This window comes from Qipengyuania sp. ABI-127-1 (assembly GCA_022953095.1).
GTDB lineage: Bacteria > Pseudomonadota > Alphaproteobacteria > Sphingomonadales > Sphingomonadaceae > Qipengyuania.
This window is the reverse complement of record JALJCR010000001.1, coordinates 285,804-300,160: the sequence shown is the minus strand read 5'-3', so window position 1 is coordinate 300,160 and position 14,357 is coordinate 285,804. Positions and strand designations below refer to the sequence as shown.

11 protein-coding genes are annotated in these 14,357 nt (G+C 63.5%); 8 read left to right on the top strand and 3 right to left on the bottom strand.

Going from position 1 to position 14,357, the window contains the following annotated elements:
* Positions 1-44: 44 nt before the first annotated feature.
* Positions 45-716 carry a YggS family pyridoxal phosphate-dependent enzyme gene (locus MUY37_RS01520; protein ID WP_499193717.1) on the bottom strand — a complete coding sequence of 224 codons (672 nt, stop codon included), beginning with the start codon at positions 714-716 and terminating at the stop codon, positions 45-47.
* Between the two features lie 22 nt (positions 717-738).
* Between MUY37_RS01520 and MUY37_RS01515 the strand changes: the two genes are divergently transcribed.
* From MUY37_RS01515 to MUY37_RS01495, 5 genes are all read left to right on the top strand, one after another.
* Positions 739-1,305 (top strand): thiamine phosphate synthase, encoded by a 567-nt coding sequence (locus tag MUY37_RS01515; RefSeq protein ID WP_499193716.1) that lies wholly within the window; start codon positions 739-741, stop codon positions 1,303-1,305.
* Between the two features lie 114 nt (positions 1,306-1,419).
* Positions 1,420-3,756, top strand: coding sequence for a DNA translocase FtsK (locus MUY37_RS01510; RefSeq protein WP_499193715.1), 2,337 nt, complete (start codon positions 1,420-1,422; stop codon positions 3,754-3,756).
* 82 nt (positions 3,757-3,838) lie between these two features.
* On the top strand, positions 3,839-5,416 hold the full coding sequence (locus tag MUY37_RS01505) for a DUF389 domain-containing protein (RefSeq protein WP_499193714.1): 1,578 nt from the start codon (positions 3,839-3,841) through the stop codon (positions 5,414-5,416).
* A 77-nt stretch (positions 5,417-5,493) separates the two neighbouring features.
* Positions 5,494-6,609, top strand: a complete 1,116-nt coding sequence (gene ald, locus MUY37_RS01500; protein WP_499193713.1) for an alanine dehydrogenase — start codon at positions 5,494-5,496, stop codon at positions 6,607-6,609.
* A gap of 55 nt (positions 6,610-6,664) precedes the next feature.
* The gene (locus MUY37_RS01495; RefSeq protein ID WP_499193712.1) at positions 6,665-8,422 is read left to right on the top strand and encodes a sensor domain-containing diguanylate cyclase; all 1,758 of its coding nucleotides are present in this window, start codon (positions 6,665-6,667) and stop codon (positions 8,420-8,422) included.
* A gap of 35 nt (positions 8,423-8,457) precedes the next feature.
* On the opposite strand, the gene MUY37_RS01490 is transcribed toward MUY37_RS01495, so the two are convergent.
* Complete coding sequence (locus tag MUY37_RS01490; protein ID WP_499193711.1) at positions 8,458-8,856, bottom strand: acyl-CoA thioesterase; 399 nt, start codon at positions 8,854-8,856, stop codon at positions 8,458-8,460.
* On the bottom strand, positions 8,853-11,003 hold the full coding sequence (locus MUY37_RS01485; protein WP_499193710.1) for a S9 family peptidase: 2,151 nt from the start codon (positions 11,001-11,003) through the stop codon (positions 8,853-8,855). Before MUY37_RS01485 ends, MUY37_RS01490 begins: the two co-directional genes overlap by 4 nt.
* Before the next feature lie 141 nt (positions 11,004-11,144).
* Between MUY37_RS01485 and MUY37_RS01480 the strand changes: the two genes are divergently transcribed.
* The 3 genes from MUY37_RS01480 (at position 11,145) to MUY37_RS01470 (ending at position 14,309) form a co-directional block, all read left to right on the top strand.
* Complete coding sequence (locus MUY37_RS01480; protein WP_499193709.1) at positions 11,145-12,947, top strand: aminopeptidase P family protein; 1,803 nt, start codon at positions 11,145-11,147, stop codon at positions 12,945-12,947.
* Between the two features lie 74 nt (positions 12,948-13,021).
* Positions 13,022-13,414 carry a VOC family protein gene (locus MUY37_RS01475; protein ID WP_499193708.1) on the top strand — a complete coding sequence of 131 codons (393 nt, stop codon included), beginning with the start codon at positions 13,022-13,024 and terminating at the stop codon, positions 13,412-13,414.
* Between the two features lie 208 nt (positions 13,415-13,622).
* Positions 13,623-14,309 carry an EF-hand domain-containing protein gene (locus tag MUY37_RS01470; protein WP_499193707.1) on the top strand — a complete coding sequence of 229 codons (687 nt, stop codon included), beginning with the start codon at positions 13,623-13,625 and terminating at the stop codon, positions 14,307-14,309.
* Positions 14,310-14,357 lie beyond the last annotated feature (48 nt).

Sequence of the window (14,357 nt, the reverse complement as noted above, 5' to 3'; positions counted from 1 at the left end):
CGGGGATCTTCCTCCCCCTACCGCGTCGCTGCTTGGGGATGGGGCTAGGCGGGTTTGCTGCGCTCGCCGAACAGGGCCGTGCCCACGCGCACATGCGTCGCGCCTAGCCTGATCGCGGTTTCGTAATCCCCGCTCATGCCCATGCTGAGGCCGTCCAGGCCATGATCGCGGGCGAGCTTGTCGAGGAAAGCGAAGAAGGGCGCGGGCTCGATATCGAAGGGCGGAATGCACATCAGGCCTGCCACCGGGATGTCGGCGCCTTGCGCCTGTTCGAGCAATGCAGGCAGGTCCGCCACCGGGCAGCCGCCCTTCTGGTCTTCCTCGCCGACATCGACCTGCACGAAACACGGCACGCGTTTGCCGAGCTTGTCCATCGCCTTGGCGAGCGCTTTAACCAGGCTTGGTCGATCGAGTGAGTGGATCACATCGAACAATGCCACGGCGTCCTCCGCCTTGTTCGATTGCAATTGGCCGATGAGGTGCAATTGCGCCGCGGGATGCGCCTCGCGCAGCGCGGGCCATTTGCCCTGCGCTTCCTGCACCCGATTCTCGCCGAAATGGCGCTGGCCTTCGCGCAGCAGCGGTTCGATCGCCTCTGCGGGATGCGTCTTACTGACCGCGATCAGCGTGACCTCCGCGGGTTCGCGGCGGGCGATCTTGCAGGCCTTGACGATATTCGCCTGCACTTGTTGAAGCGGAGTCTCTGCCTTTTCCATCACGCCGCGCTATACCGTGTGCGTGACACGAAACCAGTCCCTCCCCCTATTGTGGTTGCTTAGCGACCGGCGCAACGATGCGGGGCTGGAGCGCGCGCTGCGCGCATTGCCGAGAGGATCCGGCTTCGTATTCCGCCACTATCACCTCGATCCGGTGGCCCGGCGTGCGCGTTTCGACGAGCTGGCAGCGCTCGCTCACGAAGCCGGACACCTCGTCTTCCTGTCCGGTCAGGAGGACTGGGGCGCGGACGGGCATTACGGCGCTCGCGGACCGGGTCTCTACCTGGCGACCGCACATGACGGGGAGGAACTGCAGCGCGCCATCTCCGCGCGGGCGGACGGCATCTTCCTGTCCCCCGTCTTTCCGACCGCCTCGCATCCGGGAAGCGATACTCTTGGCCCGCACGGTTTCTCGGTCCTCGCCCAGCAATCGCCAGTGCCGGTCATCGCGCTCGGCGGCATGACGCGCGAGCGGGCTGAAACCTACGGCATCGCACGCTGGGGCGCGATCGATGGACTCGGTTCATCTCCGACCGAAGGGGGGCAGGAGCGATCGCCCGCCCGCAGCGACTGCAAGGAGCGAGGATAGCCAAGTGAGCGGATGCGAACGTCGGCGCTTGAGGCGAACCGAAACAGACGCCGCTTGACCTCGGAGTCCCCGAGGATTCATACTGTGCGCTCTCGACGGATCAGGGGAACCCACATGGCTTCGCGCGCAAGCGCAGCACCCGATTGGCGCGCGGCCTTCCGCCGCTCCTTCCGCCGCGCCACGCATATGGCCGGCGCGGGGCTGCTGTTCATGCTGCTCGTCTTTCTGACGCTGTCACTGGCAAGCTACACGCAGACCGACCCCAGTCCCTCGACGGCTGCCAGCGGCGAGGACATCCGCAACTGGATGGGCGCCAGCGGCGCCTGGGCCAGCGAACGCGCGCTCAATTTCCTCGGCCTTCCGGCAGTGCTGCTGCTACCCCTGTTATACATCTCCGCCCGCAGGCTGTGGTCCGGGGTCGAGCAGGAGGACGAGGAAGAGACACCGGGTCGCTGGTGGGGGCCTTTCGCCATGCTGCTGGCCGCCATCGTGCTGCTCGGCACGGTGCTCGCGCTGATGGTCGATCCGGCGACCGGCAGCCTGCCCGCCGGGGTAGGCGGCCTGTTCGGCCAGCTCGGGGGCTTGTCGATCGAGGCGGTGGCCGAACGCTTCGGCGGCGATTTCGCCGGTTGGATCGTGCTGGCGCTCGCACTGGTGGCGCTGGGCGGCGGGATCGCGCTGGTCACCCGCGTCTTCGCGATCGACTGGGCGCAGTTCCTCACCCTGCCCGATTTCGTCAAACGCAAGGCGCGCCTGCCCGAGCTCGACCTGCCACTGGGGCCGAAGAAACAAAAGCCCGCCAGGCAGCCATTGGTAGACGACGAGGATCCCGAACCGGTCGCCATGCGCGAGCCGCGCCGGGCGCCCGAGATCGCCGATCCCGCCCCAACTCCGGCGCAGCCCAAGCCGGCCAAGTCGAAGCAGCGCGATATGTTCGCCAACTACCAATTGCCGAGCCACGACCTGCTCGACGATGCGCCGGACAGCGGCGCGCCCAAGCTCGACAAGATGGCGCTCGAACGCAATGCGCGCCTGCTCGAAAACGTGCTCGACGATTTCAACGTCAAGGGCGAGATCACCGCCGTCCGAGCGGGGCCGGTCGTGACCATGTACGAACTTGAGCCCGCGCCCGGCATCAAGGCCAGCCGCGTCGTCGGTCTGGCCGAAGATATCGCGCGCAACATGTCCGCGATCTCCGCGCGCGTCTCGCCCATTCCAGGCAAGACCGTGATCGGGATCGAACTGCCCAATGCCGACCGCCAGATGGTCAGCTACAAGCAGCTCGCCAATTCGGCCGCCTTCGTCGATAGCCGGGGCAGCCTGCCGATGATCCTCGGCAAGGATATTGCGGGCGAGCCGATCGTCGCCGACCTTGCCGCTATGCCCCATTTGCTGGTCGCGGGTACGACGGGTTCTGGTAAATCGGTCGGCCTCAACGCGATCCTGCTATCGCTGCTCTATCGCTTCACGCCCGACGAGTGCCGGTTGATCCTGATCGATCCCAAAGTGCTCGAATTGAAGAGCTACGACGATATTCCGCATCTCCTCAGCCCGGTGGTGACCGAACCGCACAAATCGGTGCGCGCGCTCAAATGGGCGGTGGAGGAGATGGAGAAACGCTATCGCATGATGTCTTCGGTGAACTCGCGGAACATCGCGGGCTTCAACGAGAAAGTGAAGAAGGCGATCGAGAAGGGCAAGCCGCTCGGCCGCCGGGTGCAGACCGGCTTCGATCCCGAGACCGGCGAGGAGCTCTACGAGGAAGAGCAGCTCGATTACGAACCGCTGCCGCTGATCGTGCTGATCGTCGACGAACTGGCCGATTTGATGGTTACTGTCGGCAAGGAGATCGAGGTTCTGATCCAGCGCCTGTCGCAGAAATCGCGCGCCGCAGGCATCCACCTCATCATGGCAACACAGCGCCCTTCGGTCGATGTCATCACCGGCGTCATCAAGGCCAACCTGCCCACCCGTATCAGCTTCAAGGTGACCAGCCGGATCGACAGCCGCACGATCCTGGGCGAACAGGGCGCGGAGCAGCTACTGGGCAAGGGCGACATGCTCTACAAGCCCAATACCGGCGCGATGATCCGCGTGCACGGGCCGTTCGTGTCGGACGAAGAAGTCGAACGGGTGGCCGATCACTGGCGCGCCCAGGGCAAACCGGATTATGTCGACGCAGTGACCGAAGAGCCCGAAGACGGCGGCTTCAATTTCGAGGACGAATTCACGGCTTCGGACAATCCCGACGAGCGCAAATACCGCCAGGCCTGCCAGATCGTGATCGAGAACCAGAAGGCTTCCGGCTCTTGGCTGCAACGCCAAATGGGCGTCGGATACAACACAGCGGCCAAATGGATCGAGCGAATGGAAGCCGAGGGGCTGGTCGGCCCCGCCAACCATGTCGGTCGCCGCGAAATCTTCCGCGATCAGGACGGCAATCCGATTTAGCCCTTAGCTGCGGCGCCAGCGATCGGCGGGCACCGCAAATTTGGCACGACTTCCGCGCTTTATCCCGCTAAGCGGCGCGGTCATGGCTACCGCGACAGACACTGCTGCCAGCGCCCCGCCCCCGAAAGACACGGACGGTGACGGCCAGGCCAAGCGTCGTCCTATCAGCCGGTGGACGATCCTGCGCGCGCTGGCCGAGATACGCATCTGGTGGCGCGACGGGGTGATCGCCGATCTCGACCATGTCGCCACCATCGAACGGGTGCGCGGCGAATCGCTGCTCACCAGCCGCTATATCTTCATGACCGCGATGAGCGCCGGAATCGCCATACTCGGCCTGCTGCTGTCCTCGCCCGCAGTGGTCATCGGCGCGATGCTGCTCTCGCCGCTGATGAGCCCGATCATCGGCACCGGATTTTCGCTGGCGACGGGCGATGCCAATTGGCTGAGGCGCTGCGGCAAGGCACTGGCCGCAGGCTCGCTTTTCGCAATCCTGTTCTGCGCCCTGATCGTCTTCCTCTCTCCGTTGCAAACCGTGACCGAGGAGATTGCGTCGCGCACCCGCCCCAACCTGTTCGATCTGCTGGTAGCACTGTTTTCGGCGCTGGCAGGCTCCTATGCAGTGATCCGCGGGCGCGAAGGTACGATTGTCGGCGTGGCCATTGCCACCGCCTTGATGCCGCCGCTGGCCGTGGTCGGCTTCGGCCTGGCAACGTTCAACTGGACGGTGTTCGCCGGCGCATTGGGCCTGTTCATTACCAACCTCGTGACGATCGGGCTGACCGCTGCGGTCATGGCGCGCCTTTATGGCTTCCAGTCGGGCGTGACGAACCGTCAGGGACGGTTGGCATCGATCATCATCCTGACGGTGTTCGTCGCCATGGCCATACCGCTCGGTTTTTCGTTACGAACGATCGCCTGGGAGGCAAATGGCCAGCGAATTGTAAACCACGAGGTTTCCGAAGCCTTCACCAATCGCGCGCGGGTGGAACAGCCGGTCGTCAACTGGGATACCGATCCGGTGACGGTATCGGCCAGCGTATTCACACCCGAATTCAACGCCGATGCCGATGCCGAAGTCGCACGCCGACTGGAGCAAAGGCTGGGGCGCGCCGTCGCCGTCACTATCGACCAGTTCCAGGTCGGAACCGATCCTGGCGCGGCGGAACAGGCGGCACTGGCCCGCGCCCGCGCGCGCGAAGCCGCCGAGGCCAGCGAACGTCAGATCGCCGCCCTGGCGCGCAGCCTGGCTTTAGTCGCGGGGGTCGAGCGCAAGGATGTCCTGCTCGACCGCGAGAACAAGCGCGCCCAGGCGGCCGCGCAACCGCTCGAAGGGCTGACCCTGGCGGGCTATCGTGAACTGGAGCGCCGGCTCGAACGCACGGTGCCCGGCTGGACGGTCGAATTGCGGCCTCCCCTTGCCGCCTTGCCCGAAGTCACGGTGGGCGACGATGGCCTCGATGCCGAGAATGCAACACGGCTGGCGCTGATCGGCTGGGCAGCGAAGCGCACCGGCTTGCGCATTACCCTTTCGGGCAGCGCAGAGGCGCTCCGCGCGCTGAATGCGGGGCTGGGCGAGGACGTTCGCTTCGTCGACACGCGCAGCCAGGGCCAGGGTAATGTGGTGACCGCCGCCTGGTCGACCACGACCGCCCGTTGAACCGACAGGGATAGCGGCGGGCTTGCCCGCGCCTGGTTGCAGTTGTAACGGGCGGGCGCACATAAGGAGTCCTCCCCATGCTCATCGGCAGCCCCAAGGAAATCAAGAATCACGAATACCGCGTCGGCTTGACGCCCGAGAGTGCGAAAGAGCTCGTCATGCAGGGGCACGAGGTCTGGATCGAGACCGAAGCGGGCTGCGGAATCGATGCTACTGACGAACAATACATCGCTGCCGGCGCGAAGATTGTCGACGGGCCAGACGCGATCTTCGCCGAGTGCGAGATGGTGGTGAAGGTCAAGGAACCGCAGGCGGTCGAGCGTAAGAAGCTGCGCGAGGGCCAGATCCTCTATACCTATCTCCACCTTGCACCCGATCCCGAGCAGACGAAGGACCTCGTCGACAGCGGCGTCACCGCCATCGCTTACGAGACCGTCACCGGTCCGCGCGGCCAGCTTCCGCTCTTGAAGCCGATGAGCCAGGTCGCCGGGCGGATGAGCGTGCAGGCGGGCGCGACCGCGCTCGAAAAGGCGCATGGCGGGCGCGGCGTCCTGCTGGGCGGCGTACCGGGCGTGATGCCGGGCAAGGTCGTGGTGATCGGCGGCGGTGTTGTCGGCTTTAATGCCGCGCAGATGGCCGTCGGCCTCGGTGCGGACGTCACCATCCTCGACCGCGATCCGGAAGTGCTGGAAAAAGTCGGCACCCATTTCGAAGCACGCGCGAGCACGCGCTTTTCCAACGCCGCCAATCTCTATGACGCCGTGTGCAATGCGGATCTCGTCATCGGCGCGGTGCTGATCCCCGGTGCGGCGGCGCCCAAGCTGGTAACGCGCGCCATGCTCAAGGACATGCAAAAGGGCGCGGTGCTGGTCGATGTGGCGATCGACCAGGGCGGCTGCTTCGAAACGTCGAAACCCACCACCCATGCCGACCCGACCTATGTGGTCGACGACATCGTCCATTACTGCGTCGCCAACATGCCCGGCGCGGTGGCGCGCACCAGCACCTATGCGCTCAACAACGTCACCCTGCCGCATGCGCTGCGTATCGCGCGGATGGGCTGGAAGGAAGCGCTGGCTGCCGATCCGCACCTTGCCGAAGGCCTCAATGTACACAAGGGCGAAGTGACCTATGAAGCGGTCGCCAGCGAGCTTGGCTACGACTATCGGCCGGTGGCGGAGCTCACCCGGTAATTCATGGTTACGATGAAATAAGTCGGCGTTAACGCTTTGGCTTTAGCGTGGGTGCGTGAAACGCATCCCTCGCGTCGTCTGGCTGCAGGCCCGGCAGCTCTTCTTAGCCGCATTCTTCGCGGTAGCGGTTGGTCTGCCTAGCGTGGTGGTGGCACAATCCGGTTTTGCGCGGGGATCGATCTGCCACATTTCCGGGCCGAAAACGGTATCCTATGCCGATCTGGTCGGCGATCCCGGAGGTTGGGACTGCAGCGATGGCGATATGGATCTTGATGCCGAACGCCATATCATCCGCCTGGACTTGACCGATCGTCCTTCCGCACAAGCAAACCCTCGCTACTTCGAATTCGAGCGAAACGCGTTCGAGACCCTTTCGATCTCCGCCATCGGGCGTGATGGCAGTGCGGTATCGCAAAGCCTGGCTCAAAGGGACTTGCAGCTCGGCATATCCAGCTCGCGCTCGATAGCCCAATTGCCTGATTCTTCCGCGCCGCTCGAAGCCGTTGTGGTGACGGTCGATGGTAGCGATTATCCTTACGCCTTTGTCGAGGCCTCGTTGAACGATCGACCATCGGTCGTTTTGGTGGCGGGCTGGGTACATATAGTCGCCGCGATGATCTGCGCGATACTGTTCGCGCCGATCATATTCGATCTCATCTACTATCGCGTCCTGCGCCAGCCTTTCCCGCTCTACCATGCCCTGTTCTGCCTCACCGCTGTGGCACACAGTGCGACTACCTCCGGCTTGACAGCACTCACCGGCCTCGTCCCGCTACAGACTGAGCTGATGATCGACTATCTCAGCATCGATTTCATGCTGCTGACGATCATCATGTTCGCAAACAGTTTCGTGAAGCCGGAATATATCGATCCGAAGCATCGCACAATTCTGCGTATCGCTCTCGCTCTGGCCGCGATTAATGTCGGATTGAGCGCTCTCGAGCTACTTGAGCAAAGCATTTTCTTGTTCGAGATCATCTATCTTTTGTTCGCCCTGATCGGTTTCGGATCCTATTTCTATGTTCTGGCGGTCGCGTGGCGACGAGGCAGCAATACTGCGAAATACCTCGTCCTAGGCCTCGCTCCTTTTGCCTCCTTCCTGCCCCTGCAGATATTCTCGCTCCTTGTTTTCGACTCTATGGTACTCGTCGAAAATGCGGTGCTTCACAGCTCTTTGCTGCTGATCGAGGTCATCGCCACGACGGTGGCAGTGGCTGATCGCTTCATGATCATCCGGCGCCAGCGCGATCATGCCGTGAACGAGGCCAAGATGCTTGAGGCACTGAGCGAGCGCGACCAGTTGACTGGCATGGCGAACAGGCGCGCGCTTTCGGCACGGTTCGAAACCATGGTTGCCGATGGGTTCAATACGATGGCTCTTATCGACATAGATTTCTTCAAGTCGATCAACGACATGCATGGTCACCCAGTCGGGGACGAAGTCCTGCAACGCGTTGCGTCGGTGTTGGGCGAAAGCGAGAACGAGGAGGATATTGCGGCATTTCGCATCGGCGGGGAAGAATTTCTGCTGCTTCTGCGTGGCGCTGATGCCGGAAGCAATGCGGAGGAGCGCCGTCGCGCAATCACCACACATCTCCTGTCCGAGATGGAAGAGCTCGACAATCCCGTAACGGCCAGCATGGGGCTGGTCGATTTCTCGGCCCTCGCGAACGAATCGGAAGTCGACTTCTCCAGTCTCTATTCGCGCGCCGACAAGCTGCTTTACGATGCGAAATGCGCTGGCCGTGACCGAGTAGTGATGGAACGACTCTCATTGTTCGTTCCGGAAGGCCCGACCGCCGTCACCGCCTGAGGGCTGCTCTTACAGGCCGGGAGTCTTCGAATCGATCATCCCGATAGGAACCCGGCAAGCACTTCGGGCCGGACGCGGACCAGCCGGCCCGACGCGCGATCGAGCATCGCCCAGGTGGTCGCCGCGCTGACAATGACCTTGCCCGCCGCGTTGCGAAAATCGACGCGGCGCAGCGAGGTCGCGCCCCGCGCAGGCCCCTCGATCCAGGTTTCGCCGGTAACGCTTTCGCCTGCATCGATATTGCCGCGATAGTCGATCTCGTGACGCGTCACGACCCAGAAGAACGCCGCGCGATCCTCTGCCCGGGCCGCCGCGTCCCAATGCGCGGTGGACATGTCCTGAATCCACTGCACCCACACTGCATTGTTGACGTGGCCGAGCTCGTCGATGTGCTCGGCCCCGGCGGTGAAGGTGCGGGTGAAGTTGGCCGTCACTCGGTCATTTCCATCTGCCACAGGATAAAGCCAACCTCCTCGGCGGTCTCGCGAATGGACTGGAAGCGACCCGACTTGCCGCCGTGCCCGGCGCCCATATTGGTCTTCAGAAGCAGCTCGTTATCGTCGGTCTTCAGCTCGCGCAGCTTGGCGACCCATTTTGCGGGTTCCCAATAGGTCACGCGCGGATCGTTTAGCCCGGCTGTCACCAGCATCGGCGGATAGTCCTGCGCCACCACCTGATCGTAGGGGCTGTAGCTGAGGATATAAGCGAAGGCCTGCTTGCTTTCGATCGGATTGCCCCATTCAGGCCATTCGCCCGGCGTGAGCGGCAATTCCGCATCGAGCATGGTGTTGAGGACATCGACGAAGGGGACATGCGCCACCACCGCGCCCCACAGATCGGGATCGGTATTGGCGACGACACCCATCAGCTCGCCCCCGGCGGATCCGCCCGAAATGCTGATTTTGCCTTTCTCGGTATACCCCTTGGCCACCAGCCCCTTCGCCACATCGACGAAATCGTTGAAGGTGTTGGTCCGCTCGTTGAGCTTGCCTTGCAGGTACCACTTACGCCCCAGATCGTCGCCACCGCGAATATGCGCGATGGCATAGGCGAAACCGCGATCGATCAGGCTGAGGCGGCTGGTCGAAAAGCCCGGCGGCACGGCATAGCCATAGGCGCCGTAAGCATAGAGATGCAGCGGTCCGCCCGGCTCACGGTCCTTGCGCATGACCACGCTGACCGGGACCATGGTGCCGTCGCGCGCCGCGATCTCGACCCGCTCGGTCGTATAGAGATCGGCGTCGTAGCCGCTCGGTATCTCCTGCTGCTTGAGCAGTTCGAGCTCGCCGCTGGCGACATGGTAGTCATAGACCGAATCCGGGGTGACCATGCTCTCGTAGGAAATGCGCAGCCTGTCCTGATCGTATTCGGGATTGTTATCGAGCCCGGCGCTGAAGCTCGCCTCGGCAAAGGCGACCGGCTTGACCAGAGCGGGATCGGCATAGGAGCGCAGCTGGATCTGATCGAGCCCGCGCAGCCGCCCTTCGGTGACGTAGAAGTCCTTGAACAGGTCGAAATCGGTCAGGTAAAACTCGTCCGAGCCCGCGATCAGCGTGGTCCAGTCACCCGGTGCATCGAGCGAGGCCGTGGCCAGCCGGAAATTGACGTGGTCGTCATTTGTGTGGACCCACAGCGTGCCGTCGCGCACGTCGACATCGTATTCGACGCCCTTGGCGCGCGGTTTCACCAGGATCGGCTCGGCAGTCGGATCGCCTGCGGGGACAAGGCGGACCTCGCTCGTCTCGTTGTCGCCGGTCGAAATGATCAGCCAGTCTTCCTGCGCGGAAAGGCCGCTGCCCACGCGGAAGCCCTCGTCCAGCGTCTCGCGATAGAGCTCGACATCCTCGCTGACCGGCGTGCCCAGGACATGCATGGTGGCATCGTGGACGCGCCAGTTGTCGTCGGCGGTGCCATAGACCAGCGCGGTGTCGTTCTTGACCCAGACCAGCCCCGAAAGCGTGCCGGGAATTTCGTCGGGCAGCAGATCGCCGGTCTGCATATCCTTGATCCGCGCGGTGAAGCGTTCGGACCCGTTGGTATCGGCCGAATAGGCGAGATAGCGCCCGTTCTGCGACACCGAGAAAGCGCCCAGGCGGAAGTATTCGACATCCTTGGCCAGTTCGTTCTCGTCGAGGATCAGCACAGGATCGCCTCCGGCCACAGGCTTGCGGTAATATTTGCGATACTCCGCACCCTCTTCGAATTCGGACCAGTAGAGATAGTCGCCGCGGCGCTGCGGCACGGTGGAATCGTCTTCCTTGATCCGTGCCTTCATCTCCTCGAACAGCTCGTCGACCAGCGGCTGGTGCGGCTCCATCCGCGCTTCGAACCAGGCGTTTTCCGCCTTCAGATGCTCGAGCACGTCCTCGTCGTCGACTGTCGGGTAGGACTGGTCTTTGAGCCAGTGATAGGGATCGGCAATGGTGATTCCGTGATGCGAATAGCTGTGGTCGCGTTTTTCGGCAGTCGGCGGCGAAGTCGGCTGTGTCACTTGGGTCCCTTCGGAAGTCTGGGCGTGGAGCGGCGCGCCAAGCGCCAGTGCTGCGGCAGATAGGAATGCGGCGTATCGGGTGTAAGGCATGATCGGTCCTCCCGGCGCGGCGCAAAGCTGGAAAGCGGCGCCGCGGATGACTATGACGGGGGAGTGATTATGCGGCCACGCCGTGGCCCGCAAGCGTCCAGTCGCGCAAGCTGCGACTGGCCTCGATGAAAGGATTTCGCCGTGTTGATGCAGACCTATGAAGCCCGTCTCGAAGGATTGCGCCGCGAACTCGCCAAGCGCGGTCTCGACGGCTTCGTGATCCCGATCTCCGACGAACATATGAGCGAATATGTCGGCGCCTATGCGCAGCGCCTCCACTGGCTGACCGGGTTCGGCGGCAGTGCCGGCAGCGCCGCAGTGCTCAACGACAAGGCCGCGATGTTCACCGACGGCCGCTACACCGTGCAGGTGCGCGAACAGGTCGACGGCTCCCTCTACGATTACGAGGATGTGCCCGCCACCAGCCCCGCCAAGTGGATCGCCGAGCACGCGCCCGAGGGCGCCAGGATCGGCTACGATGCCTGGCTCCACGGGATCGGCTGGGCCGAGGAAGCGCACAAGCTGTTCGCAAAAAAGAGCATCGAGCTGGTTCCCGTCGAGGGCAATCCGATCGATGCGATCTGGGACGACCGGCCAGAGGCCTCGCTCGTGCCAGCAGTGCCGCATGATGACGAACACGCGGGCCGTTCGAGCGCGGACAAGCGCGCCGAGGTGGCCGACTGGCTCAAGGCCGAGGGCTACGATTCGACGGTCATCAGCGCGCTCGACTCGGTCGCCTGGCTGCTCAACATGCGCGGGAAGGACGTCGACAACACACCCGTGGCGCTGTCCTATGTCCTCGCGCATGCGGACGGCACGGCGGAGCTGTTCATCGCCCCCGAGAAGGTCACGCCCGAACTGACCAAGCATCTCGGCAATGCAGTGACGGTGCGCGACCGGGCGGACTTCGTGCCCGCGCTCAAAGCGCTGCAAGGCAAGACCGTGGCGGTCGATCCGAACCATGCGGTTGCGGGCATCTTCTATGCTCTCGCGGAAGGCGGCGCCACTGTCGTCCGCACCGACGATCCCACCGTCCTGCCCAAGGCGATCAAGAACCCCGCCGAACAGCAGGGCCACCGCGACGCGCAGGCGCGCGACGGGGCGGCAGTGTCGCGTTTTCTGCGCTGGATCTCGATCAATGCGCCCTCGGGCGAAATAGACGAGCTGACTGCAGCGGCCAAGCTGCGCGAATTCCGCGAGGCAGGCGGCGTGCTGAAGGATGCGAGCTTCGACACGATCAGCGCCGCCGGTCCGCATGCCGCGCTGCCGCATTACAAGGTGGACGAGGACAGCAATATCCCGATCCCGCCTTCCTCGATCTACCTGTGCGATTCGGGCGGCCAGTATCTCGACGGCACCACCGACATCACCCGCACCGTGTGGGTCGGCCCGGGCGAGCCGACGGCGGAAATGATCGAGCGCAACACCCGCGTCCTCAAGGGCCACATCCAGCTCGACATGCAGAAATTCCCCGACCGCACCACGGGCGGCGCGCTCGATGCGCTCGCGCGGATGCATCTTTGGAATGGCGGGGTCGATTACGGCCACGGCACCGGGCACGGCGTCGGCAGCTACCTCTCGGTCCACGAAGGCCCGCAGCGCATTTCCAAACCCGGCGGCGCCTTCCCCGGCACCGAAACGCCCTTGCGCGAAGGCATGATCCTGTCGAACGAGCCCGGCTACTACAAGGCGGGCGCCTATGGCATCCGGATCGAGAATCTTGTGCTGGTAGTGCCCGCCGGGATCGCAAGCGAAGGAGAATATCTCGGCTTCGAAACGCTGACCTTCGTGCCGCTCGACCGCCGACTGGTCGACAAGAACCTGCTCACTCCCGCCGAGATCGGCTGGTGGAACGACTATCACGCCAAGACCTTCGCCATCCTCTCTCCTCAGCTCGATGGCGAGGATCTCGCCTGGCTCAAAGCGGAATGTGCGCCCTTGTAGGATACCGTTTGTTCCCGTAATGTTCCGTCGAATCACAAAGCGGTCGCAAATCGCTTGAGTTAAGGAGCACTGCCATGATCGGATACGTCACCCTCGGGACCAACGACCTCGAGCGCGCCGCGAAGTTCTACGATCCCATCGCCGCCGAAATGGGCGTTGGGCGAATGATGGAGTTCGACACCTTCATCGCTTGGGGCCAAGCGGACGGCGGCGCCGGGATCGCAGCGACCAAGCCGTTCGACGGGAAGGAAGCCAGCGTCGGTAATGGCACCATGGTCGCGCTGCAGGCCAAGGACCGCGACCAGGTCAAGCGGCTTTACGACATCGCGCTCGCCAATGGCGGTAGCGATGAAGGCGAACCGGGACCGCGCGGGGAGCCGGACGAAAACGGTATGGTGTTTTACGCCGCCTATTTCCGCGACCCCGACGGCAACAAGCTCAACGCCTTCTTGATGGACAAGGCGTGATGGACAAGGTCTGAGCCGTCGCACGCCTTTCGCGGCGCTGAACGAACCGGGCTGAATGATGCAAAGCGTTACAATTCAGCCCAGGTTCGGGATAGAACTGCGACATTGCGGCTCTAGATACAGGGACACGAGCTGCGGCAGGCTTCTCAAGTCCCTCCCCCTCAGACCTCTGGTCCGTCGCAGCTCTCCAGACCTTTGGAGAATTGCAATGAACAAGACCGTCCTCACTCTTTCCGCCGCCGCGCTGGCGCTGACCGGTACGGCTGCGCTCGCCAATCATCACGGCAAGTACAATCCCGATGCCAATGGCGACGGGCTGGTAACGCTCGACGAGATGCGTACCCACGGCAATCAGGCCTTTGCCAGGATGGACGCCAATGGCGACGGCGTGATCGATGCCGAAGACCGTCAAGCGCGCCGCGAGGCGATGTTCGCCCAAGCGGACGCCGATGGCGATGGCGAGCTTTCGCAGGCCGAAATGAAAGCCATGCATCAGGCACGCATGGAACGCCGGGAAGAACGCCGCGCCAAGCGCATGGAGCGCCGCGAGGAACGGATGACCACGCGTTTCGCTCAGATGGACACCGACAATTCGGGTGGCCTCTCTCAGGACGAACTGAAAGCGATGCAAGAGGCGCGCTCGGAACGCCGTGGCCAGCGTCAAGGCATGCGGGGTGGCCGTGGCGGCCATGGCCCGCGCCACATGCTCCGCATGGCCGATACCGATGGCGACAAGACCATCACCCGTGCTGAATTCGACGCGGCGATAGCGGCCCGTTTCGCCAAGGCCGATGCCGATGGCAACGGCCAGATCACCAAGGCCGAACGCCAGACTGCACGCGAAGCCATGCGTGCCGAACGCAGGGCCAAGCGCGGCGATCGTCGCGGCCAGTAAGCGCTTGATCGCGCGCATCGCCCGGCGGTAGGCGCGGACAGGACAGAT